The sequence below is a fragment of the Microcoleus sp. S13_B4 genome (assembly GCF_036700885.1).
In the GTDB taxonomy this organism is placed as follows: Bacteria; Cyanobacteriota; Cyanobacteriia; order Cyanobacteriales; family Microcoleaceae; genus Microcoleus.
This window is the reverse complement of sequence record NZ_JAUBPU010000014.1, coordinates 40597-63722: the sequence shown is the minus strand read 5'-3', so window position 1 is coordinate 63722 and position 23126 is coordinate 40597. Positions and strand designations below refer to the sequence as shown.

The following is a 23126-nucleotide window of genomic DNA, read 5'->3' as shown; positions in this document are numbered from 1 at the left end:
ATCGCCCAATCTTATCTTACGCGATCGCCCTTCTTTAATTTAAATAGCCGCCCGATAGAATTTGCATTGTGCGATCGACTTGTGCCATAACTAGGTCAACCGAAAAAAGTAGAAAATTTGTAGCTGCTTGTTGAGCGCGATCACAAAAAGGCGCTCGCCACCCAATTTAAACTAGAAAACCCCATTCAACTATCCCATGAAAATTGCACCAACTCGCATCGCGAATTTTCAACACCAGCGACGCTTTTTCAGTGCGGTAACTGCTGTTTTAACCAGTAGCTTCATCAGCCAGCTTGTTTGGCCGTTTATTGAAAATCAACCAGCTTTGGCCGAAACATCAGCCTATTGCCAATTATCCCAAGAACAAGTAAATCAAAAAGAAGACTTGCGCGGCGCGGCGCTGTCAGGAAAACCGGAATCTCAGCAAGCATATTTTGCTGTTTTGAGCAAAGACGCGCGGGAAATAGCAGAATGCCGCCAAAAAACTTGGCCCGAAACCCAAGCAGTTTGGCTGCGTTTGTATCCCTGCGATGTCAGACCCGGAGAACTCGATCGAGTATTAGACAAAGTTGTGAATAAAGGCTACAACCAAGTCTATATAGAAACATTTTATGACGGTCAAGTGCTGCTACCAGTCGCAGACAATCCTACGGCTTGGCCTTCTGTTTTGAGAAATCGTGGTTACGAGAAATACGATTTGTTAGAAAAGGCGATCGCCAAAGGGAAACAGCGAGGTTTAAAAGTATACGCCTGGTTGTTCACCATGAACTTTGGCTATACCTATTCTCAGCGTCCAGACAGACAGCAAGCCCTCGCTATCAACGGTAAAAATCAGACAAGTTTAACAGCAAGTGAAGACGCAGCAATTAACGAGGACTTCGGAGAAGTTCCCGGTAATCAAGCCTTTATCGATCCGTACAACCCACAAGCACGGCAAGACTATACTTTGTTAGTAAATCAAATAGTCAAGCGCAAGCCGCAAGGAATGTTATTCGACTACATTCGCTATCTAAGGGGCGTCGGACCCGCTTCAGTTGCTACTAAAGTTCAAGACTTGTGGATTTACGGTCCAGCATCGCAGCAAGTTCTTTTGCAGCGGGCTAACAATCAGCAAGGGCGAGATTTAATTCAGCGATATTTGACTAGAGGATTTATCAATAGTAATGACGTTCAAGCAGTAGTCAAACAGTATCCAACGGAGCGAGAACCTCTTTGGCAGGGCCGAATTCCGCAGGCGATGTCAGTAGCAACTCCACCTTCTAGAAGAGAGAATGCCACATCAAGATCAGCCTCAACAAATCCCGCCGCTAACAAGCCAAACCCTGCAACTCCAACATCAAAAACGACACCGCCGCTGCCTGATACCGGCATTCTGCAAAAAGACCTGTGGAAACTAAGCGTTGCTCACGCAGTCCAAGGGATTTTAGATTTTTTGGGTATAGCAATTCAACCAGCTCAAAGGATGGGAATTCCTGTAGGAGCGGTATTTTTTCCCACTGCAAATCAAGCGATAAATCAAGGGGGATATGATTCGAGATTGCAGCCTTGGGATACATTTCCGGCTGCTGTAGAATTCCACGCCATGTCTTACGGAAATTGCGGGGATGTAAGCTGCATTGTGCCACAGGTGCAGCGGACAGTAAGTTTAGCGCCTGCGGGAGCAAAAATTATTCCTGCCATTGCTGGAGATTGGGGAAAACCTCTCCGAAATCGGCCGTCTTTGGAGATTCAAATGCGAGCAATTCGCTCTGCGACGCCGCAAATTAATGCGGTGAGCCATTTTGCTTTTGGGTGGCAAGAACCGGAGGATGAAAGGGCGCGGCAAACTTGCCGATTGTAGATAGTCCTTGACAGATAGGGTGTCATCACGTCGTTTTATTGTCGCCGAAAGAGCCTGAAAGTGTAGATTTTTTATTAAGAAACCGGGTTTTGATAGCGGAAAGGGTGGCTAGCCACGATTGATTTGCCTAAAAAAACCCGGTTTCTGCCTAAGTCTAGCTTTAGTGCGATCGAGGTTTTGCAAAAAAAAAAAATTTACCCAACTTTTAAGCTAGCAGAACAATCAGGCATAATGAGATTGTTCTAAATAAATTCTATACCTGATGAATCGCAAAGGCCATAAAAAACTGGTTATTAAAACCGTTATACTTATCGGATTGAGCATCACAATTTCTCTGTTGTCGGAAAACAGAAAAACCGCCAATTCAAATCCGCTAATACCGATCGCACCCGTTGAAAATTCCCCGCCCAACCTCCTGAAAGCCCCAAAACTAAAAACACCCCCTTCTCCCCCCGCAACTCCCTCTCCCACACCTCCCGAACAACCTTTAATCTTCGCACCGCCCGTGCAATTTCGCAGCCAAATTGTTTATAAAGCCAGTATTAACAACTCAAAAGTTATCGCCCTGACATTTGACGATGGCCCAACGCCAGAAACTTTGAAAATATTAGAAGTTTTGCAGAAACACCAAGTTGTGGGCACATTTTTCTGCTTGGGTGCAAATTTGCGGGAGTATCCAGAAATTGCTAAAAGAGTTGTGCAAACGGGAAATGCGATCGGCAATCATACTTGGCATCACTACTCTCACAATGTTACCGAAAAAACAGCATCGGATGAAATAGATAATACTGGCGTTCATATTTATCGATCGACTGGGGCAAAAAGTTTCTTGTTTCGCCCTCCCGGTGGCCGCTTAAATAACGGTTTGGCAGATTACGCTAAAAAGAAAAATTATGTAGTCGTAATCTGGTCGATCGATCCTAAAGACTTTCTGGAACCTCCGGCCGCTGCGATCGCCCATACCGTGTTATCCCAAGCTACATCGGGGGCGATCGTATTGTTGCATGACGGCGGCGGAAATCGCCAGCAAACAGTCGAGGCGCTATCTGCAATTATTCCCAAACTCAAACAGCAGGGATATCGTTTTGTCACCGTGCCGCAATTGCTGCAAATGCAAGCTGGACAAAAACAGCGAATTGCCGAGCGAAAAACCCAATGAACAGACACCTCAGCCAAATTAACTTACTCGGAATTTCATCTGCGTTCATTTGCGTTCATCTGCGGTTAAAAATCCAATTATGCTAAACTTATTAACAACCATATAAATTATGATAAAATTAATGCAAAAAATTCAATCAAGAGACATCAACCTCCGCTATCTAATTGATAACTTCGGCTTGCAGCGAGTTCGTAACAGCGAATTTTTCCGAGAATGGCAAGAAAACTTACCCGAAGTAACAGACTCAGAAAAACAATTGCTCGATCGCGTCCAAGACATATACTTCAACTTGGTAGACACCCCGCCTGTATTTGAAAATGCAGTCAAGCTAACAATCATCAGCCCCATTTTGTTTATTGCCGGTCTGTATGAGTCTCCTTTTCAAGTCAAAGCCGAAAAATCGCTCGCCATTCAAGAGGAAGACGAAGGGAGAATCATCGAAGGCAAAATAGATATTCTAATTATGAAAGCAAACTTATGGGTGACAGTAATTGAATCCAAACAACTTTCGTTTTCAACTGACGAAGCACTGGCCCAACTCCTGACATATATGCTGGCAGATCCCAATCCTGAAACTCCTACTTTTGGCATGATTTCTACAGGTGCTAACTTCTCTTTTGTGAAGTTAGTCACAGGGGAAACTCCCCAGTATGCGCGATCGGCTGAATTTGTTATTTCCAACCCCGGCAATGAATTGTACCGAGTGTTGCAGATTTTAAAACGCCTGAGTAAACTTTCAGACTAGCAATAAAAGCCATTTTGAGTTATCTTTCAAAGCAGACAATATCTAATATCTCAAATTTCAAACTGGTGCGAGCATGGTAAATTACTGGATAGTTGGCGCTGTGGCAATAGCTTCTGTCTGCTGGGCAGAAATAATACGAGACTTTTATCACGTCGTGTCCCATTATTGGGCACCCCTGCAAAAGCTGCACACTTGGCATCACCGGGTTTTTCGCCCGAATTTGACCCCCGTCAGCGAGACAATTTATAAGCAAGCACACTGGCGTCACGACGTGCCCGAAGCTGCGGCGATGATGGTTTTAGGCTTGTTGCTGTGGGTTGTAGGTTATTTTGGGCTACCGGAATATCACTGGGGCGCAGCAGCGGGTTGTATTTATACTTTAGGCTTTTTGTTGAGCGCGATCGCCCGCGGGTGCGGCATCAAAGGCGCAGACGAATTAACCGACATCACCCACCAACCGGGAGACTTTCTGACTCCCCCTGGCAAGTGGTTAGTTAATAAACCTTATCACTGGCGGCATCACTTCGACAATCAAAATGCTTACTATTGCGGTACTTTCACCTTAATAGATAAACTTATGGGTACAGCACTTTCTCTCAAAGGCAAAACTGTAGCCGTCACCGGTGCATCGGGAACTTTAGGGCGTTTGCTACTCAAACACCTGCACAAAGCTGGCGCAAAAGTGATCGCCCTCACCTCTGGAAATGAGGAAATTACTTTGGATGTAGACGGCGAAAATTTACCTGTAAAAACCGTAACTTGGCAAGCTGGCCAAGAGGCAGACTTAGCCCTATTTTTAGAAAAAATCGATATTCTCGTCATCAATCACGGGATTAATGTACACGGAGAAAGAACAGGAGAGGCGATCGCCAACTCATACGAAATTAACACTTTTTCCGCGTGGCGGCTGATGGAACTCTTTTTCTTAACAGTCCGTACTAACGAAAACATCGCTTGCAAAGAAGTCTGGATCAACACTTCCGAAGCAGAAGTAATTCCCGCTGTCAGTCCCCTGTACGAACTCAGCAAGCGCGCCCTGGGAGATTTAGTCACCCTGCGCCGGCTGGACGCGCCCTGCATCGTTCGCAAACTCATTTTAGGGCCGTTTAAAAGCAACTTAAACCCGATCGGCATTCTGTCTCCAGATTGGGTAGCGCAGCAAGTTGTCAAACAAGCTAAAGCCGATGCGCGCAACATCATCGTGACAATTAATCCTTTGACTTTTATCGTTTTTCCAGTCAAAGAGTTTTTTGTTTCTCTCTACTTCCAACTCTTCAGCCGGAAAGCGATTTCAGAGATTAAAGCAGCGGCGGTTTCAGAAAAATCTAGCGTTGAATCTAAGATTAATTAATGAACAAGAAACCCGGTTTTTTACATAAACCGGGTTTCTAACTTGGGATGTAATACCCCTTCGATTCTTTTGTCCCTCTCTGTGGAGACCAAATTTTGTGTACAATCGGTTTCAACCGCCGCGTATTATTTAATTACTAACCTCAGCCATTTCAATGACGCGACCGTCATAATCCTTGACCAAAAAATTCAGCGGCTTTTCCCGGCGAATTTTATAACTAATGCCGCGAGTTTGTACCCTCATCAATAGCTGATCCAAACACTCGCGATCGAAACAAACATGACGTTCGCGATTTTTTTCCCCTACACCAGCGCCGCTAATGATATGCAACTGCGTATTTTTCATCAACTGATACCACAAACCCTCGGGACTGCCCAGCGTTTGAGAGCTCGTTGCCCTCCCGACATTCGGCGACAAATACAGCGGATCAATACCAGTTGTACCCAAAGTTTGCTCGTAATTGTAGTAGTAGTGCAGCGGCACTTCTGCTACGGGCAGGTTTAGCATACCTTCATAGAACTCCCTCGCTTGTCCGAGATCCGATACCATTACCGTGTGGACCTTCGGAGCACTGGTGAGAAACATCCACATCGCCCCCGCATAGGCGGCCAGCAGCATCACCATAATTCCTTGAGTCGAAAACAAGCTGTCCAGGGGCAGGGACGGCAAAAAAGAGCTCAAGTACAAAGGCCGAAGTCCAAAAGCAATAAAACTAACTGCTAGAGTCATGAATTATAAGAAAGGGTAAACAACGAAATTTAGGAAGATTGCAGTCGCGATCGCCCGCGAGACTTAAACTATTAGCTTAGCCATCTATGTTAGCAAAAACTAGCGGTTAAGCCCTACCCGATGAAAGTCTTTGTATACGGCACACTCAAACCGGGGGAGTCCAACTACCTCCGCTACTGCGAAGGAAAAGTTGTGGATGCTTGCCCCGCGATCGCCCGCGGTCAACTTTTTGCGCTGCCGATCGGCTATCCTGCGATGATGGCCGGAGATGGCACAGTCTGCGGTTTTCTCCTTTGTTTCGCAAACTCGGCTATTTTGGACGATTTAGACCGACTGGAAGACTATGATCCGCTGCGGGAACCGACACAAAACGAATATCAGCGGCAGGAAATTGAAATCTTCGATCGACACCTCAAACCTCTAGGGACGGCTTGGGCATACTTCATGTTACCCGATCGCGTTCGTTCTCTAGGAGGCATCTGGCTGCCCCACGGCAGGTGGGAAAATCGGTTTTTCACCAAATAAGGTAGTTAATGCCGATGAGCTTAGGAAATTGCCATTGCAGGGGGCGAAGGTGGCTCGAACCTGTAACCGTAACCCCGAATAGTTTTAATAAACTGCGCTCCAGTATCATCAACTTGAATCATTTTCTTGCGAATCTGACCGATATGTACGCTAACAACTTTCTCTTCTCCTGTGTCGTTGCAGTTCCACCCCCAGATTTTTTCGATTAGCTGTTGGCGACTCCAAGATTGACCGGAATGACTAGCCAAAAAATACAAAATATTAAATTCCAAGGCTGTTAACTTGATAATTTTGTCGTTGAGTGTTGCTTCCCGACGCGCTGAATCGATCGCGAATTGATCGAATACAATACGTGATGAAGTGACAGACCTCATGCGTCTCAACACCACTTCTATACGAATTGCCAACTCGGCCAAACCAAAGGGTTTACAGATATAATCATCAGCACCGGCGGACAGGACTTTAAGTTTATCAGCTTCGTCCGTGCGGCTGCTTAGGATTACCACAAAAACATTAGTACGACGCTGCATTTCTTGGCAGAGCTGATAGCCTGTAGTATCGGGCAAATTCCAATCAAGAACGACTAGCCGTGGCTTGAATTTTTCAAACAATGTTAAAGCCGTCTCGCCATCTGCTGCCGAATCTACTTGATATTTCTGAGTTAAAAAACGATGTACGAGAGTGCGGATGGATGGGTCATCATCCACAACGAGAATCTTGGGAGCAGTATCAGTAGTCATCACCAAAAAATTTATTTTTGTTATCACTTGAAAGTTGGCAATTACAGAACAGCCTCTTTAGTCAAGCATAAATCCCAGCTCGCTCCAAATAACTGGCAATTCTTCAATCAACTTAGCTTGGAGGTCAAAAGGCTCTCCCATATCCCAAATCTTGAGTTCTAGGCGTTCGTTAAATACGGTTATTTCAAGGTTGATGGGAGTTTCAAAGGGCAGATTTTTGTGAGCGTGGCGAACAGCATTCGTAAACCCTTCGATCGTAGCAAGTTTGCACTGCTGCAAAACACTAGCTCGATCCACCATAAAACTTGAGCAACACTATTGAGGTCAGTATTTAGTTGAAGGTGAATTGTTTTAATTGGCTGGTTATAAGTTTGAAAAACTTGGTGAGTTCGTTGCTTTTTCCACCCCAAAACAAAGGCGTTTAAAAAGTCAAGTACCCGCTTCAAATAACCCGAGCTAGTGGGAGGTTGGGGTGGTCTTATACCTGGATGGAAATCTTTCACAATTGACAGACAATTGCCATGGTCAGAAGTGCGTGTATAGCTGAGCTTATCGGCAATTTTGCTAATAAGTTTTATGCCTATTCCACGGGAGGGAATTTCATTGAAATTATTTCTCATGTTGCTATCCTTTCTCATCATTTAATAGGTGATTTTTAGAGACACAAGAGAGTGGCATTCTGAAGGGTTAATTTGGCATGATTTATACCTGACTTTTCCCCTATGCCGTGCATTTGTTGTCAGGATCATTTTCTCTTTTTTGCTGGGGTCTTGACAAACTCAGTTTGCGATCGCTAAACTGATCGAAAACTGACATTGACAATTAGAGAAGTAAATTATATAATGACGACCCTCAAAGCCTCTGAGGAGGGATTAGTAAAAATTAGGCAAGCTAGAAGAGAAAGGGGAGGGACGATAGAAGACCCCAGATGGCTAGTAGAAGCTAGTCAAAAATTAGAACCAGATCGAACTTGGACAGAGGCCGGGCCCTATGCCGATGGCCTCTCGCTGCCAACTTGGAGGCGTTTTTTAGGAGGAAGAGACCCAATTAAAGCTAATGCTTTCAAGGCTTTCTGCACGGTTTTGCAGTTGAATTGGGAAGAAATTGTCGATCGTCCTCCTTTAGCCTCCCCTTACCAAGGGGGGGTTGGGGGGGTTAGAGATTTTCGCCAACAGCCTATTGATTCCCTAGTGCAAGAGATCCGGCAAAAATGCCACAGCAAAATCCAACAGCTTTACAGCAAAATGCAACTGTTGGATATTGCACAGCCCGTTGATGTCAGCAACCTCTACGTTGAAGTCAACATTTTGGAGGAAATTACCAGTTGGCAGCCGGGAGAAATTAGCGATTTACTCAGAGACTTCAACCCAGATGCAGATAACTTTAACCGCTTGGGTTTAGGCAAAGTGCGCCAGAAACGAGTACCAGGATTGGATGCGGTGAAATCTCACTCTAAATTGATGGTACTCGGCAAACCTGGTTCCGGTAAAACTACCTTTTTGAAACACATTGCCATTCAGTGCGATCGCGCCAAATTTGAAGCACACAAAATACCGATTTTTATCCCTCTGAAAACCTTTGCTGAAATCCCTAATTTTGACTTATTAGAATATATCAGCGACGAATTTGCCACTTGCGGAGTTGAGGGGCGATCACAAACTGAATTCGCACTCAGTCAAGGCAGAGGCTTGATTTTATTGGACGGCTTAGACGAAGTGCCAGAATCAGATAGCGATGCAGTCGTCAGACAGATTCGTCAGTTTGTCCAAAAGTATTACAACAATCAGTTTATAATTACCTGTCGAATTGCCGCTGCTAAGTACCGATTTCACGACGAAGCTTTTACCTGTGTTGAGGTAGCCGATTTTAATAACAAGCAAATCGCTGCCTTTGCGCTCAATTGGTTTGTGGCTTTTTCCCATAATCTGGAGGCAGGGAAAGCTTTAGCCTCTCAATTTGTAGAGAAGCTGAAACTGCAAAAAAATCAGCAAATCCGAGAACTGGCAGTAACGCCAATTTTGCTTAATCTGACTTGTTTAGTATTCCAAGCCAAAGTAGATTTCCCATCCAACAGAGCCAAGTTGTATGAGGAAGGACTGGAAATTATGCTCAGAAAATGGGATGAAACGAGAGGCATTCAACGGGATGAAGTTTATCGTAATTTAAATTTTTCCCACAAGCAACATTTACTTGCTTTTGTGGCAGCTATTACTTTTGAACGGGGCGATTACTTTTTTGACAAAAACACAGTTCAGCAATTGATTGCCGACTATCTAGCTAACTTGCCCGATGGCACAACTGACCCCGTTAAGTTCGAGATCCATAGTGAGGTTGTGCTGAAGGCGATTGAGGCACAACATGGATTATTAGTGGAGAGGGCAAGAGGGATTTATTCGTTTTCTCATCTAACATTCCAAGAGTATTTCACTGCTAGACAAATTGTTAAAAATTCCGCTCCCCAAGCTTTGGAAAAACTGGTCAGCCACCTAACCGAGAAGCGTTGGCGAGAAGTATTGTTCTTAGCAGTTGGGATGTTGCAAAAAGCTGATGACTTGTTACTGTCAATGAAACAGCAAGTTGATGGACTGGTCGCTGATGATGAGCAGTTGCAGCAGTTCCTAATGTGGGTAAGAAATAAATCTTTTTCCATTGAGGCTCCCTATAAACCATCAGCTATCCGCGCTTTTTATCTGGGTCGAGAGATAGAGCGCGTTAGTAACCCTCGTTCTAACTTGAATTTTGACTTAAATTTGATCCGTATTCTTGCTTATGCCGTTGACCATACCTTTAAACCACCCCTTGAACTTTTTTTCTTGGACTTTACTTCTTATTATGACAATGAACGTGACTCTGGCTTGACTACTGAACGCCACTCTGACTTGGCTACTGATATTGTTCTTGATGTGGCAATGTTTTATGCAATTGACCTTAATATTCCCTATACTTATGCTGCTGCATCAGGTCGCAATCTTCTCTCTATCCTCGCCTTTACTCTCAATTTAAATCTGGAACCAGAATTGAAGCAATCTCTGCAACAACTCAGAGACCAACTATATGATTCAGCATATACAAACAGAATACAGGAGTGGTAGAAAAGCGAGCGGGAGTGGTGGAATGCTAAAGGTCGAGATTGGACTCAGCAATTAATAAATGTGATGATTAAGTATCGCAATATAGGTCGCAATTGGAGCTTCAGCGAACAACAGAAGTCATTGCTGAGGAAGTATTATGATGCTAATAAATTGTTGGTAGATGGGCTCAATAGCGGTTGTAATTTATCTCCTGCTGTGCGGCAGGAAATTGAGGAGACATTGCTGTTGCCGATCGCAAATCTGCAAAAAACCGATCACAAGTGCGATCGCCCGCTCTAATTCCCCTCGCTACCTACTCCGATATCAAGATGCGATCGCCCCACAATACGTCATTCAAAGCCAGGAAAATGTCAAAGGATATATTCACCTTGAAAAACTGGGAAAAACGGCGAAAAGCCCCCTTTTTTAGGGAGCTTCGCGACTTCCGTTATTGTTCAAAACAGAAATTCTACTGCGCCTTTGGCAATGACTTTTGAGGGGTTGCTACACCAACTTTGGGAATATCCATTATAGGTGCATTCACGCCAAGCATCAAATCGTTGGGATTAACAATCTCCACCAGTGGCTCGTTCAAAGCCACAATCAAACCGTCAGATTCAGCAGGAACGGGCGATCGAGCAAACTGGGGAGCAAACAATTGGCGGCCGCCAGCGACACCAGACACCACCGCAATCAACAAAGCTGCGATCGCACCTCCACCCAAAATCCAAGCCCGTTTCGGCTTGCGTTCCACCCGCTGCAAAACCTTCGCCGCCAACTCCTGTGCAGATTGTTCCGCTGCAGGCACCGGCATTGACTGAAAACCCCGCTGCATCATCAGCAGTCGCGAGTACAAACGTTTCGTAGTGGGGTCATTTGTCAGCCATTCCTCAACTTGCCTGCGTTCTGCAGCCGTCACTTCGCCGTCGAGGTAGGCACTCAGCAATTCAAATCGATCGCGCATCATAGTAGTTACATTGCCCTGGGCATAATTGTTGTTAACTTGAGTTTCAGCGAGTGAATCCCCGACACCTTGCTGATTCTGATTTTTATCGGATTCAAAATTACCATTCATATTTCACACTTGCTCTAATTGGGGAATCACGCACTCGCTATTAGAATGATTTACTGCTTATTTATATTTTAAAAGAGAAGTTTTGATGTCACAGCAAATATCACCAAATCTTCTTAACCCGCCTCTGAAATTACTCTTGCTAATTACCATCGAGATATTTTTGCAATTCCAACTGCAATCTTTGGCGAGCTCTAGCAATTCTCGACTTGACTGTTCCCAGAGAAACTCCGGTCATTTCGGCTATTTCCTCATAGGCTAAACCTTCTATTTCTCTCAAAACAATTGTCGTGCGGAATACTTCCGGCAAATCTGCGATCGCCACCCGCAACTGGTCGTAAAATTCTCTAGTCGTCAAATCTTCATCAGGTCCCGGACTGTCGGCCGGAATTTCCCAATCCACCTCGCCATCTTCCAGAGCACGGGGTACGTCGAGAGACAGCGGAGTTCGCACCCGCTTGCGCTTCCGCAACTCATCGTAAAACAAATTAGTGGCGATGCGGCTCAGCCAGCCCCGAAATTTAACAGGCTCTTGCAAGCGGTTAATATTGCGGTAGACCCGAATCCACACTTCCTGAGCCAAGTCTGCTCGGTCTTGCCAGTCAGGGGCCAAGTGATAGAGTACCCTGTCTACGTGGGACTGATACCGCTTCAACAGTTCTGAAAAGGCAGTGCTCTCAGGTCGATTTCCTTCCTGACAACGCAATACCAAGTCATAATTAGAGAGTTTTTCGGCTGGCAATTGCACTCTTTGAACGGTCGCCACAACCGCAGACCAGGACACGGAAATAAAGTCGCTCATCGGTGGAATTGGCTCATCGAACATTCCACATTTTTTGACGTTAGCAGATCGCGATTGGTTCCCGCCCTCGGAAACTGCGATCGGCTTGAGTCATCAGACAGTCAATGACTGCTTACTAATGCCCGACAACCTCGCACGCTCCTATACTAACCCAACTGCTAGAACCGTCGGCCCAATGTTCCTTTTTCCAAATCGGTACGTTGTGTTTGAGCGTATCTATGGCGTACTGGCAAGCTGCAAAGGCTGAGTCCCGGTGGGGACAGCCAACAGCCACCAGTACGCTGATTTCTCCAACCTGCAAGTGTCCGACGCGGTGGTGAATGGCGACCCGATTGACATTGGCCCACTGGCGGCGGATTTCCGTAGCGATTTGCTGGAATACTCGCACGGCCATCGGTTCGTAGGCTTGATACTCTAGGGAAACTACAGCTTGACCGTCAGTTTGGTTGCGGACTGTACCGCTCATCATTACCACGGCTCCGTTCGCGGGGTCATCTGCCAAAGCGTATATTTCCTCTACAGACAACGGCGCTATGGTAATGGCGAAGCTGTCTGATTCATGGCATTGAGGAATTGTGCCGATCGAAAGTGCAGCGCTAGATTTCATTGCCAAAGAAGTGGTGGTGGAGAAGTTAATTGATCTTGACACAAATCAAGTCGCGATCGATCTTGCATCCTTGTCCGGGAAACGGGGCGGCTAATGTTGAGACCCATCTCGTAGCACGGGTGAGGATCAGACGCCATTGCCCCCAACTTCTGCACGAGTGCGATCGGCTACAATATGACTCACCAAAACCCAATTAATACCGTGCTTCAAGACGAGCCGGATGCTTTTTGGATCAAATTAACTGCCCATATTGCTGTAGCAACTCAATAAATAAGCACACCCAATAAGTAGTGTCATTCGTCACTCAGTACAAGCAATCTCAAACCTCAAACGATTACTTTCTTCCCTTTTGAATGACACAGTTAAGTTTAATTCTGCCTTCCTAGTTAATCCTCCTAGCCCAAATCTTTAAGCAGCAGATGTAAACTTTATTTATTTTTTTGTTCCGGAAAGCTACTTAGATGGCATGATATACCTGTGCAGGATTCAGGAAAATTGGCGACTACTCAGCCAAAGCAAGACCGTAACGCCCTCTTGTGCCTTTTCTGAAACAGAAGTTAATGGTTTGGGCTGTTAATTGAGGTTTCGACCTGAGTCTGCACCAACAAATGTTAACAACAATCACGAGGAAACTATGGAAGCACTAGCATTGAGCCACTCTTTTGTTGCTTATGAATCTCCAGAGTCCGAAGTCCAACTGGAATTGAAAATTCCTAATTCTGCATGGGTAGGCGTTGCAGGTATGGCAGTAGCTCTATCTGTTCTGGGTGTCGGTGGTGAAGCGCAGGCAAGTTGCGGCTACAGTCACTGCGGCGGCCACAGCCGTCACAGCTACGCCGAAGTTGCCACCAACGGCGGCCGACTAAATATCCGCCACCGCCCCGATGGCTGTTCTCATGTCATCGGCAAGTTATACGATGGAGACAATGTGGCATTGACCGGTCGTTACAGAAACGGCTGGGCTCAACTGGAAGGTGGCGGCTGGGTGTCAACCTCCTGGCTCTCCTAACTCTTAACTAGAGCAATTTAAATTTCTAGAAAGAGTTTTAATCGTTACCCGGCCATACTGGGTAACGATTATTGTAAAGAGGCGATCGCTCCTGAAAATAATCGAATATCCGAAATCCATTACTAACAACTAACAGCCTAAACTTTACCGCCGCCGATTAGATAAAGTAATGCCATCCGCACCGCCACACCGCTGGTAACTTGCTGAGAAATCAGGCTAAACTGGGCATCATCCATCAAATCCGAACTAATTTCCACGCCGCGGTTAACCGGGCCTGGGTGCAACACCTTCACATCCGGCTTGCAGAGTTTGAGCCGATCGCGCGTAATCCCGTACAAAGAATGATACTCTCGTAAGCTCGGCAGTAAATGGTCGCTCATCCGTTCCTTTTGCAGCCGCAAAGTCATCACAAAATCAGCATCAGCCAAAGCAGGTTCAAGCTGCCAGTGCAAAAATAATTTGCCTTCCCTACCATCGCCACACTCAGCAAACAACAGCGGCAGCAAAGTCGGGGGCCCTGCCAAATGAACCTCTGCCCCAGAAGCCGTTAGACTCCAAATATTAGACCTAGCCACCCGCGAATGCAAGATATCGCCCACCACAGCAATTTTTTTGCCCGCTAAAAGTTCCAGCCGCGGACGTTCGGTATCTAACAGAGCACAAATAGTAAATAAGTCTAGCAAACCTTGCGATGGGTGTTCGTGCTGGCCGTCTCCAGCATTCAGAACGCTGACTCTCGAACCCAATCGATCCATTTCCGAAGCAATGGTGCTGGGAACTCCCGCTTGTTCGTGCCGGATTACCATCAAATCCGTTCCCATCGCCAGATAAGTCTTAGCCGTATCCAGAATAGTCTCCCCCTTCGTCAGAGAAGAACTTCCCGGGGTAAAATTTAGCGTATCCGCCGACAGCCGCTTCGCCGCCAACTCAAAACTATTACGAGTCCGGGTAGAAGGTTCAAAAAACAAATTCGCGACCACTTGACCCTGCAGGGCCGGCACTTTCTTCGTGCGGCGGCCGAGCACCTCCCGAAAACTGGCTGCTGTTTGCAGCACCGTATCGTATTCGTCCGAGGTAAAATCAGCCAGAGTGAGAATGTGTCGCCTTGTCCAAGTCATACAATTTTAGATTTTAGATTTTAGATTTTAGATTTATTGAATCAAGACGGACGATGGGTTTGAAACTTGCCTGCTGGCCCACGTGGGCCAGCCTAGAATGTTCGATCGACATTTAGGGGTGGCAATCAACAGTATCCAACAATTTTTGATCGCTTTTGCGGTCAGTAGAGTTATAATCAGTTTATGTAGCTCAGACCCCACTCTCACAGCGAACCCAGCGTCGAAGGTGAAACACGTGTGGTTTACCCGCAGGAAAGCGGAAATTACGCTGTAGCAGCGAAAGCGCAGTAGTTGCAGTTTCTCCTACGCAAACTCAGCCTTGTCAAGAACAAGCCGAACGTAGCCCTTGCATCTACCACTATGTGGAAACAACGATGTGGAAACAATCGAGGCGGCCAACCTCCCACTGTCGATCGACAGCATATAGCGGGACATTTTAAAGATGATTAATTCTTTGAAGTCGGTCTTGACTCTTCAGTCCTGCTTATAGGCCCTTGTCAAAACAAACTCTGTTAAGATACAAGTTGAATATGTAGCTTCCCGACAAAAATCTACACGTATCTTGGCGAGACTGTTCTTGGCGAAACTGCGGTAAAAAGTGAGAGCTGGGAAGTGGTAATTACACAAGATTTAAACAATTCAAGAGGTATTATGAGCCAGCAGGTTATACAGCCGATGGTTAAGTTCCAGCGTCAGGTGCATTCTCTCGTCACGTCTGACATTATCAAGCCGACAGACAGTATTTGGAAAATTGCTCTACTTTACGGCGACGAATGGCCGTATTGGAAACAGCAATTGTTAGAGTTTGATTTTTCTATGCAAGACCCCGTGAGCGAGTTGATAGCTGTAGAAGCTTGGGACGAAGAATAACAGAGGAGACGAAGGACTGGGGTGTCGGAGAGAAATTTCGAGGCGATCGGGTAAATTTTCTTTCATAAATTTCCGTTGCTAGCTTCTTCCCTCTTCCCTCTTCCCTTTGCGCTCTTCCTAATGACTTGTGACTTTTGGCTTTTGGCTTTTGAGTTTTAACTTCTGACTTTGGTTAAACCGAAGCTGCTAAAGCTCTAGCTAATTGTTGAGCAGTTTGAAAGCGATCCCCAGGCTTAGCTGCCGTGGTTCGCAAAATGGTATCTCGCAGCTTGGGGGCGATGGTCGGGATATTTTCGAGCTTAAACCCGTAACCTCCAGCTATTTTCCCGTAAAAGTTTTGAGGGCTTTGGGCCGTCAGCAAAAAAATCAAAGTAGGCCCAATAGCATATAAATCCGACTGAGGGAGAGGCTGTCCCCGGTCTTGTTCTGGTGCGGTGTAGCCTTCAACGCCGATGCGAGTCCCTGGAGGAGTGCCGATTTCTTTAACGGCTCCAAAATCCAGCACTGTAATGCAATTGTCGCGGTGGCGCACCAGCAAATTAGCAGGTTTAATATCCCGGTGGACGATCGGGGGTTTTTGAGAGTGAATGTAGTCCAAAACCTCACAGGTTTGGATCATCCACTCTATTGCTTGTTGGGGAGGAACAGGCCCGCGGTTGTAGATGCGTTTTTCTAAATCCTCGCCATGGAGCATTTCCATCACCAAGTATTTTTTGCCACCTTCCACAAAGAAGTCAAAAAACTGAGGAATTCCCGGATGGTGGAGGGCATTGAGAGTTTTAGCTTCACGTTCAAACAGTTCTTGAGCTTTGGCGATTTGAGCCATATCAGCATTCATTTCCTTGAGGACTACCAGAGAAGCTGCGGGGGAACTTCCGGGTTGTTGAGCTTTCGCTTTCTCTCGATCCCAGGCTAAAGTCGTTGTCCCCATACCGCCTTGGCCCAAAGTTCTCAGCACTTGGTAGTGGCGCACCGTGCGATCGACTTTAATCGGTTCCCCGCAGTGGATGCAGAATAAATTCCCCGGCGGGTTTCCCGCGTGGGTACACCTCGGTGCCACGAGATTGACGGTGGAGTTCGCCTCAATCTTGCCACCGAGTTCAATAGTAACCACTTGGAAATGCAGAATTGGGCCCCCCCGCGCCAACTGGATCAGGGCACCGTCCGATATCCAACCCTGAGACATCAGAATACCGTTAACCAAAGTCCCATTTGTCCCGGAATTGACTAAATACCACTGACTCGACGTGCCGCTATTAACTCTTTGCAATTCCAGATGCTGCCTCGACACTAGAGCATTGGGGATCACAACGTGATTTTCAGGAGAGCGGCCGATGCGAATAATGGATTCGCTCTCGAAACTCCACTGTTGCAGGGGGGTCTGTTTGTCAGGATCTAAAAGAGTCAGCAGCATTTTTGATTGATGTGGTTGAACTCCCTGATGTGGCAGTGAGAGTTGGCGGGAATTTACAGATTAGGGGCGTAGGGCTTTGAAAAATTAGAAATTAAAAATTAATTATGAGCTTCACAGGTGAGTTTCACTAAAACTTTATAATATCCTGATTGTGATTAAAGATTCCATAAACAATTAAGTTATAAATAGTTTTTGGGAAACAATTATCCCTCAAAATTCATAGGGGTCGATCGCTCATGAAAACACAGTCGATCGATTTAACACTTGAAAATACAAAAACTAGGTAAACTATCGCTAAACTTTTACGTAAATTTGATGTTGCAGGAGGTTGTGATTTACGTCCGACATCATGTAGGGCGGGCTATTCCCGCCTATACCACATTGCCCCGATAGCGATCGGGTATAAAACAGATTTCGCATCAGCCCACCTGCTGCCTCACTTCATTTTAGTTTAAATTTTTTCATTAGACTAACTCTTTCTGTAAGTGAAAGCTCTTTCAAATATGATCAATCCACTTACTATCAAGCTACTTTTTTCAGGAGATTCCCTGAACCGAGTCTCAAAATTAAAGCTACGGATAAATGGTTTGTCCTCCAAAGCTTTTCTGCAATCGTATGGGTCTGTAATCAGTTTTTTAACACTCAAACCGAAGCTGTTTTAACACCGGATACCTAAAAACAGAGCGAGCAGTAAAGCCTTGCCCAGAAACGGCAGAAGCTGTTTTTTTTCTCTGCAACAATTGCAGGTTTAACCCAGGCAGTCACGGGGGAAAGACGCTACCTTGGAAAAAGTTGGCAGCATCCAAATTCTAAAATCGAAATGCGCCTACCTGCGCCCGAATGATAATTGCCGTGATATTGTCGTGACCGTTGCGTTTGTTACCCAGTTCAATCAACTGGGCAACTCCCTGGTCGAGATCAGCTTGGGGATTGAAAAGGGGTTCGAGAGTGTTCTGCCAGTGAGTTTCCAACAAATCATTATCTGTCAGGCCGTCGGAAGCCAAAATTAATAAGGTATCTTCGGACAAGTCTAAAAACTGCACGTCAGGCTTGAGAAAATTACTGTCTCGCGGGCCGAGGGCTTGAGTTAGTTGATAGGCGTCAGGACGGGCATAAGCAGTTTCAGGGTCAACCCCGCGCTTAATTTCGCGCTGCCCTACTTCGTGGTCTGAGGTAATTTTTTCTAGGGTTTGTCCCTTTCTCAGTCGGTAGAGGCGGCTGTCGCCGACGTGGGCAACGGCGAATTGGGTGTCTTGAACTAAGACTGCGACTAGAGTTGTACCCATGCGGGCGCTGCCGGAGCGTCCGTCCTTTTGATTGATTTCAAAGATGGCTTTGTTGGCTAGCAGCACTCCCTCGCGGATGGTGTCTGCCGGAGGTAGTTGATTTTCCCAACTGGTTTGAAAGAATTCTCTGAGGGTTTCAGCCGCTAGTTGACTGGCTACTTCTCCGCTGTCGTGTCCGCCCATGCCGTCGCAGAGAATGTAAAGCCCTTTGGTTTGAAAGATGCGACCGAAGGAGCTTTCGAGTTTGTTGAGCTGAGTCCAGATGCTGAAGAAGTCTTCGTTGTGGTCGCGCGTGCGGCCAACATCGGTGAGGCCTGCGTCTTCTAAGCTGTAAATCTGGAGAGGCATGGGCTGGGTTAAGACTTCGCCAACCTCGGGGGGGGACTCGTCGGGGCTGCGGTAATGCCTGCGCGTCGGGGTTGAGCTTGGTGAAGGTGCGGGTTGGAGTTCGAGGGGAACTGTTTCTAGGCGCGATCGCAATTCTTCTATTGTGTTAATCTCGCCTCTGTACATTTGTTGCAGGAGTTCGAGCAATGCGCCAAACTGAGTGCGATGATCGGACTGGCTAAATATCACCTGCCACAGTTGCCCCAAATCTACCAGTTGCAGGTTTGAGCCGGCGGGTTCGGGATAGAGGTATTGCAGCCGCAAAGAAGCCAAGGAAAAGGAAGAGTCGGGGTTGACTCGCAAATTAGTCAGTTCCAACAAGCTTTGCCGACAGCGCCAGGGTTCTAGGGCAGCCCACAGTTCTGTCATTTCGTGTAGCCAGTATAAAATTTGCTGGATGGAAGTTTCGGGTTGATTCCACCGTTCTACCAGCAGCGGCCATTGGGAGCAGTCTTCTAGCAGCAGCACTGCCTGTTCGTTGTCTGACCAGCTATCGTGAATGACTGGCAGGTTTTGAGAGAATTGCCACCGGAGTGCCAGATAAGGTTCAGCTATGCCTTGGCAAAGCTCTGCTAAAGCGGAATTGGTTGAATTTTCTCCACCTTTGATTACTGCGGTGTAGGGGGATGTTCGTCTGGCGACGCTGGCAGAGTTGGCTGCTAGCATGGCTTTGAGGGGTGACATTTCCAGCGGCTGACAGTCCAATACTGTTACTTCTACTGTGTCGGAGCGTTTTCTCGGCGGCACGGTTTCTAGGAGTTGGTAACGCTGCTGAGTGTCTAAATAAGCTCCTGCTTGCTGGGAAGGGATTAAATATTCTGAATTGGCGACGGGGAATTCTGGAGATGGGGGGGAGATGTCAGCTATGTTTGCGCTGTCGGAGTTCTCTGTTGCTTCCTGGATTTGTTTAGGCTGTGGTGCGGTTGTAAAATTCGCCTCAGATGGGGTTATTTCGCGCTCTGGTGCTGTAGTAGAGCTTTTTTCGGTTGTTTGAAAGGATGCTGGTGCGATCGCCCCCACGGCTACCACAGCGTCACTTTCTGTGCTGCTGAATTCGCCGTCGCTTGGCTGTGGAGAAGTTGATGCGACTGCTATTGGGGGTTCGGCTGGGGTGGTGATTTCTGTTTTAATGGCGTCTGTGATTGGTTCAGCAGAGTTTTGGGGCGATGTAGTTTGTGGAATTATGTCGGGTTTTTGCGGAAACTCGGCTGGGGGTAGGGTGGACTCGTCTGCCTCGACTGCTGGAAAATTCGATCGACCGCAGATAATGGCCCGCCACACTTGACCTGTTGCGACGCCGCAATTCTGACATTCTTTGGCGCTAAAAGCGACTTGGGCACCGCATTCGTGGCAAGGTTTGTAAATTAGGGAATTTCCGCATTGTTGACAAAACTTGTTTGGATTGGGATTTTCAAATTGGCAGCGGGGACAGAGAAGCATAGGGGTTTTAAATTGGAGATGGGCGATCGAGTTTGGCGGTGGGGAGTTTTGGGTTTTGGCTTGTGAGCTAGGAGTTATGAGTTTTGGGCCTGACTGGCAACGGATAACTCTCATTGCCCTATGCCTTATTTTATCGGGATGAATTCAGAAGTAAGATATTTCTTAGAACTGAGATGTTGCATCCGTGTCAGGAATAGGCCTCTAAGCCACATCTACAACAACCTCTCTCACTTCACAGGCGAGAAAGCCAGCTCCACCGCCGCGAGCGAGCGCGGGCCCCACAAGAAAAGTTATCTCATGAGTGGAACTCTCATCTTGCCTATGCTTAACAATGGTGGCAGATATCAGTTAGAAAAGATTTGCTGTAGAATCTTCTTGGAAAACGGTCTCTCGGGCGATCGACACAATGGTGGAAAGGGGTACTTCACAGAAATATTTCCGCCGGAATTGTTCTTCGGAGACTGCTGCTAGGAATTGCGCTGCAAAACGTGCGGCGATGGGGGAATTTGGCACTGAGGATTGGATGGATTGGCTATGTAATAACTGTTGGGGGATTTGCTCTGGGGCGTCTTCCTGCTGTGCGGTTTCGGGTTGTCTGGTGATGTGGAAAGCTCGATCGCGATAATTGATTTTGAAACCGAGATATGTTAGGGTTTTGAACCCCAGTTGCAGGGAGGTGTCGCTGATGCCGAGTTTTTGGCGGAGTTGCTGTCTGGTGACTGGTTTTTTTGTGCGGCTGAGGTATTTGGCGATGCCGATTAGCTGTTGGCAGATTTGCTGTGGGGGTACGAGTGGGGGTAATGTGTAGGCGATCGCGAGTTTTTTCTGAGTGTGCTGTGCTTGCCGAAACCAGATCCGCAGTTCGTCCCAGCTTGCGGGGCATTCTTTGAGGACGATCGAGTTTTCGCGATCGACCATTTCGGAATTGTAAACTAGATTCTCGATCGGCATTGGAGTTTCTAAGTTTGTGCTGGCTGCTAACAACTCTTCATCGTTATTTGTATTGCGCCAGTCTACGATCCAATCTATTTTAGTCAGCGAATTGATTGGGTTGTCTTCCGTGCGTTCCCGCAGTGCTACGAGACGCACTTCATACCGCGATTTGTAAGTATTAAAATCGAGTTCGACGGTAACATCGCAGCGGCCTTGGGGAACTTCGTTTTGATTATGTCCCCACCAAATGCCGGGAAATCCCGTATCGCTAGATTCGTCCCTAATTGTAAATTCTGTTTTGATATATTCTACTTTTTGCCCTTTCAAATCCTTAATTTTTTGATTCCAGAGATTGTCAAACCAGCAGTTTTCAATCAACAATTTGGGTGCGGGGTTGCCCATACCGCACGGTTCGAGCAATTTTAGTTCTTGAAATAAGTCTTTGCCTAATTCGGAGACAGTAATTTTTAAGTCGGCTTGAACGGGGGCTGCTGTTAAACTATCTGTACTGTATTGTTGTCGCAGTTGCTGATTTACCGCATCGGTAAATAGGGGGATATTTTCCACAGGCAGACTCAATCCGGCGGCGAAGGGATGACCACCAAATCTGTGCAATAAATGCGCTTGGTCTTTGACTAATTGGTAAAGGTCAATTTGATTGGCGGAACGCGCCGAACCCCTGGCAATTTTCGATGGGGAAAGTGTTGGTGATTCTGAATCTAAGAAAGAGGTAAATTGCGTTTCCGGGAAATTTTCGTTAATTTCTTCGCTTCCTTCTGTGCTGAATAAAATCACGGGGCGGCCGTATTCTTGGGCGATTTGTCCCGCTACTAATCCCAATACTCCTACGGGCCATTGGGGGTCGCTGAGGACGATGACGCTAGTAGTTGAAAGGTCGAGTTTGGATAATTTGTTGGCGGCATCTTTAGCAACATCTTTTTGTAAAGATTTGCGCCGGGAGTTGGCAATTTCGGTTAAATTTGCTAGTTCTTCGCAGCGTTTTTTGTCGCGGCTGGTGAGGAGTTCTACGCAGAAGCTGGCGTCACCTTGAATGCGGCTGACGGCGTTGATTCGGGGGCCGAGTCCGAAGGAAATGTCGGTTGGGCGATCGCCCGATCTTTTGCACAGTTCGAGCAATTTTGCAACTCCTGGGCGAGTGGGGTTTGCGATTTGTTTTTGCAGTTGTTGGATGCCGATTTGTGCTAGGTAGCGGCTGTCTCCTGTAAGTTGAACTAAATCGGCAATTAAGCCGATCGCTACTAATTCTAATAAATCTGTGAGCTGGCGCTGCGGAATATCCGGCAATAGTTGATATAATGCTTCAACTAATTTGTAAGCTACTCCCACTCCTGAAAGGTTAAATAGTTGGTGGTTTGGGGGAAAGTAGCGGGGATTGATAATGGCTGTAGCTGGCGGGCGATCGTCCGGTAATGTATGATGATCCGTGACAATTGTATCGATGTTTAAGCTGGTGGCATATTCGATTTCGGCGATGTTTGTACTGCCCGTATCGCAGGTAATAATTAAGCTAATTCCCGATTTGGCTAATGCGTCTATTCCCGAGGTATTGAGTCCGTGAGATTCGGTTAAGCGATTGGGAATGTAATAAGTTAATTGGTCGTTTTGAGTAAAAAATTCTCCTAGTCCATCCCACAAAACGGAGGTTGAGGTAATGCCGTCGGCGTCGAAGTCTCCCCAAATTGCGACTTTTTCTGCGCTGTTTCGTGCTTGCTGGATTCTTTCTATCGCCCAGTTCATTTCTAGTCCGAATTCAAAGGGGCTTGCTGGTTGGTAAAGTTTGGGATTTAAGAAACCGGGTATTTGTTCGGGGTTTTGAATTCCTCTATACCAGAGAAGTGTGGCGGCATAGTTTCCGGGGAGCTCTGGTGCGTGGTTCCTGACAGCTTGGATCAGCCAAGCTGGGGGTTGGAGTAAGGGTTGATTTTGCCAGTTTTGAGGGGTTTCTGCCATTCGATTTTAGATTTTAGATTGTGACCACCGATCGCTCCGGGGGCTTATTTGTATGTT

At 46.6% G+C, this 23126-nt stretch carries 18 protein-coding genes and 1 pseudogene; 9 read left to right on the top strand and 10 right to left on the bottom strand.

Annotated elements, in window-relative coordinates:
- Window positions 1-196 precede the first annotated feature (196 nt).
- The 4 genes from QT994_RS11080 (at window position 197) to QT994_RS11065 (ending at window position 5095) form a co-directional block, all read left to right on the top strand.
- Window positions 197-1840, top strand: a complete 1644-nt coding sequence (locus QT994_RS11080; protein WP_333174403.1) for a family 10 glycosylhydrolase — start codon at window positions 197-199, stop codon at window positions 1838-1840.
- A 262-nt stretch (window positions 1841-2102) separates the two neighbouring features.
- On the top strand, window positions 2103-2999 hold the full coding sequence (locus tag QT994_RS11075; protein ID WP_333174400.1) for a polysaccharide deacetylase family protein: 897 nt from the start codon (window positions 2103-2105) through the stop codon (window positions 2997-2999).
- 121 nt (window positions 3000-3120) lie between these two features.
- Window positions 3121-3744, top strand: coding sequence for a restriction endonuclease subunit R (locus tag QT994_RS11070; protein ID WP_333174398.1), 624 nt, complete (start codon window positions 3121-3123; stop codon window positions 3742-3744).
- A 73-nt stretch (window positions 3745-3817) separates the two neighbouring features.
- The gene (locus QT994_RS11065; protein WP_333174396.1) at window positions 3818-5095 is read left to right on the top strand and encodes a bifunctional sterol desaturase/short chain dehydrogenase; all 1278 of its coding nucleotides are present in this window, start codon (window positions 3818-3820) and stop codon (window positions 5093-5095) included.
- Window positions 5096-5224: 129 nt separating this feature from the next.
- Here QT994_RS11065 and QT994_RS11060 read toward each other — a convergent pair whose 3' ends face one another.
- Window positions 5225-5824, bottom strand: coding sequence for a glyoxalase-like domain protein (locus tag QT994_RS11060; RefSeq protein WP_333174394.1), 600 nt, complete (start codon window positions 5822-5824; stop codon window positions 5225-5227).
- Between the two features lie 120 nt (window positions 5825-5944).
- Here QT994_RS11060 and QT994_RS11055 point away from each other — a divergent pair, with 120 nt between their 5' ends.
- Window positions 5945-6349 (top strand): gamma-glutamylcyclotransferase, encoded by a 405-nt coding sequence (locus QT994_RS11055; RefSeq protein WP_333174391.1) that lies wholly within the window; start codon window positions 5945-5947, stop codon window positions 6347-6349.
- Window positions 6350-6369: 20 nt separating this feature from the next.
- Here the strand turns inward: QT994_RS11055 and QT994_RS11050 are convergent, their stop codons facing one another.
- Window positions 6370-7089 (bottom strand): response regulator transcription factor, encoded by a 720-nt coding sequence (locus tag QT994_RS11050; protein ID WP_333174389.1) that lies wholly within the window; start codon window positions 7087-7089, stop codon window positions 6370-6372.
- 57 nt (window positions 7090-7146) lie between these two features.
- Window positions 7147-7389: an ATP-binding protein gene (locus tag QT994_RS11045; protein WP_333174387.1), complete on the bottom strand. Its 243-nt coding sequence runs from the start codon at window positions 7387-7389 to the stop codon at window positions 7147-7149.
- A 542-nt stretch (window positions 7390-7931) separates the two neighbouring features.
- On the opposite strand from QT994_RS11045, the gene QT994_RS11040 reads away from it, so the two are divergent.
- Together QT994_RS11040 and QT994_RS11035 are read left to right on the top strand one after the other, a co-directional pair.
- Entirely contained in the window at window positions 7932-10181 is a 2250-nt protein-coding gene (locus QT994_RS11040; protein ID WP_333174385.1) for an NACHT domain-containing NTPase, read from the top strand.
- Between the two features lie 21 nt (window positions 10182-10202).
- Window positions 10203-10460, top strand: a pseudogene (locus QT994_RS11035) (NACHT C-terminal helical domain 2-containing protein); the annotation flags it as partial.
- Between the two features lie 169 nt (window positions 10461-10629).
- Here the strand turns inward: QT994_RS11035 and QT994_RS11030 are convergent.
- The 3 genes from QT994_RS11030 to QT994_RS11020 all read right to left on the bottom strand — a co-directional run bounded on the left by QT994_RS11030 (window position 10630) and on the right by QT994_RS11020 (window position 12641).
- Window positions 10630-11235, bottom strand: coding sequence for a zf-HC2 domain-containing protein (locus QT994_RS11030; protein WP_333174380.1), 606 nt, complete (start codon window positions 11233-11235; stop codon window positions 10630-10632).
- A gap of 139 nt (window positions 11236-11374) precedes the next feature.
- Window positions 11375-12034, bottom strand: a complete 660-nt coding sequence (locus QT994_RS11025) for a sigma-70 family RNA polymerase sigma factor (RefSeq protein ID WP_006631278.1) — start codon at window positions 12032-12034, stop codon at window positions 11375-11377.
- Window positions 12035-12149: 115 nt separating this feature from the next.
- Window positions 12150-12641 carry a molybdenum cofactor biosynthesis protein MoaE gene (locus QT994_RS11020; protein WP_333174478.1) on the bottom strand — a complete coding sequence of 164 codons (492 nt, stop codon included), beginning with the start codon at window positions 12639-12641 and terminating at the stop codon, window positions 12150-12152.
- A 634-nt stretch (window positions 12642-13275) separates the two neighbouring features.
- Between QT994_RS11020 and QT994_RS11015 the strand changes: the two genes are divergently transcribed.
- Window positions 13276-13650 carry an SH3 domain-containing protein gene (locus tag QT994_RS11015; RefSeq protein WP_333174377.1) on the top strand — a complete coding sequence of 125 codons (375 nt, stop codon included), beginning with the start codon at window positions 13276-13278 and terminating at the stop codon, window positions 13648-13650.
- Window positions 13651-13787: 137 nt separating this feature from the next.
- Here QT994_RS11015 and QT994_RS11010 read toward each other — a convergent pair whose 3' ends face one another.
- Entirely contained in the window at window positions 13788-14768 is a 981-nt protein-coding gene (locus QT994_RS11010; protein WP_333037021.1) for an aspartate carbamoyltransferase catalytic subunit, read from the bottom strand.
- A 651-nt stretch (window positions 14769-15419) separates the two neighbouring features.
- On the opposite strand from QT994_RS11010, the gene QT994_RS11005 reads away from it, so the two are divergent.
- Entirely contained in the window at window positions 15420-15638 is a 219-nt protein-coding gene (locus QT994_RS11005) for a DUF4327 family protein (protein ID WP_006631282.1), read from the top strand.
- Between the two features lie 172 nt (window positions 15639-15810).
- Here the strand turns inward: QT994_RS11005 and QT994_RS11000 are convergent, their stop codons facing one another.
- From QT994_RS11000 to QT994_RS10990, 3 genes are all read right to left on the bottom strand, one after another.
- Window positions 15811-17052: a protein kinase domain-containing protein gene (locus tag QT994_RS11000; protein WP_333174374.1), complete on the bottom strand. Its 1242-nt coding sequence runs from the start codon at window positions 17050-17052 to the stop codon at window positions 15811-15813.
- A gap of 809 nt (window positions 17053-17861) precedes the next feature.
- A complete protein-coding gene (locus tag QT994_RS10995; protein WP_333174371.1) occupies window positions 17862-20165 on the bottom strand; it encodes a serine/threonine phosphatase in 2304 nt (767 codons plus the stop codon).
- A 348-nt stretch (window positions 20166-20513) separates the two neighbouring features.
- Complete coding sequence (locus QT994_RS10990) at window positions 20514-23069, bottom strand: DHH family phosphoesterase (RefSeq protein WP_333174369.1); 2556 nt, start codon at window positions 23067-23069, stop codon at window positions 20514-20516.
- Between the last annotated feature and the right edge of the window lie 57 nt (window positions 23070-23126).

Coding starts and splice junctions, on each gene's coding strand:
- QT994_RS11080 (WP_333174403.1), top strand. CDS start 197: ATGAAAATTGCACCAACTCGCATCGCGAATTTTCAACACCAGCGACGC.
- QT994_RS11075 (WP_333174400.1), top strand. CDS start 2,103: ATGAATCGCAAAGGCCATAAAAAACTGGTTATTAAAACCGTTATACTT.
- QT994_RS11070 (WP_333174398.1), top strand. CDS start 3,121: ATGCAAAAAATTCAATCAAGAGACATCAACCTCCGCTATCTAATTGAT.
- QT994_RS11065 (WP_333174396.1), top strand. CDS start 3,818: ATGGTAAATTACTGGATAGTTGGCGCTGTGGCAATAGCTTCTGTCTGC.
- QT994_RS11060 (WP_333174394.1), bottom strand. CDS start 5,824: ATGACTCTAGCAGTTAGTTTTATTGCTTTTGGACTTCGGCCTTTGTAC.
- QT994_RS11055 (WP_333174391.1), top strand. CDS start 5,945: ATGAAAGTCTTTGTATACGGCACACTCAAACCGGGGGAGTCCAACTAC.
- QT994_RS11050 (WP_333174389.1), bottom strand. CDS start 7,089: ATGACTACTGATACTGCTCCCAAGATTCTCGTTGTGGATGATGACCCA.
- QT994_RS11045 (WP_333174387.1), bottom strand. CDS start 7,389: ATGGTGGATCGAGCTAGTGTTTTGCAGCAGTGCAAACTTGCTACGATC.
- QT994_RS11040 (WP_333174385.1), top strand. CDS start 7,932: ATGACGACCCTCAAAGCCTCTGAGGAGGGATTAGTAAAAATTAGGCAA.
- QT994_RS11030 (WP_333174380.1), bottom strand. CDS start 11,235: ATGAATGGTAATTTTGAATCCGATAAAAATCAGAATCAGCAAGGTGTC.
- QT994_RS11025 (WP_006631278.1), bottom strand. CDS start 12,034: ATGAGCGACTTTATTTCCGTGTCCTGGTCTGCGGTTGTGGCGACCGTT.
- QT994_RS11020 (WP_333174478.1), bottom strand. CDS start 12,641: ATGAAATCTAGCGCTGCACTTTCGATCGGCACAATTCCTCAATGCCAT.
- QT994_RS11015 (WP_333174377.1), top strand. CDS start 13,276: ATGGAAGCACTAGCATTGAGCCACTCTTTTGTTGCTTATGAATCTCCA.
- QT994_RS11010 (WP_333037021.1), bottom strand. CDS start 14,768: ATGACTTGGACAAGGCGACACATTCTCACTCTGGCTGATTTTACCTCG.
- QT994_RS11005 (WP_006631282.1), top strand. CDS start 15,420: ATGAGCCAGCAGGTTATACAGCCGATGGTTAAGTTCCAGCGTCAGGTG.
- QT994_RS11000 (WP_333174374.1), bottom strand. CDS start 17,052: ATGCTGCTGACTCTTTTAGATCCTGACAAACAGACCCCCCTGCAACAG.
- QT994_RS10995 (WP_333174371.1), bottom strand. CDS start 20,165: ATGCTTCTCTGTCCCCGCTGCCAATTTGAAAATCCCAATCCAAACAAG.
- QT994_RS10990 (WP_333174369.1), bottom strand. CDS start 23,069: ATGGCAGAAACCCCTCAAAACTGGCAAAATCAACCCTTACTCCAACCC.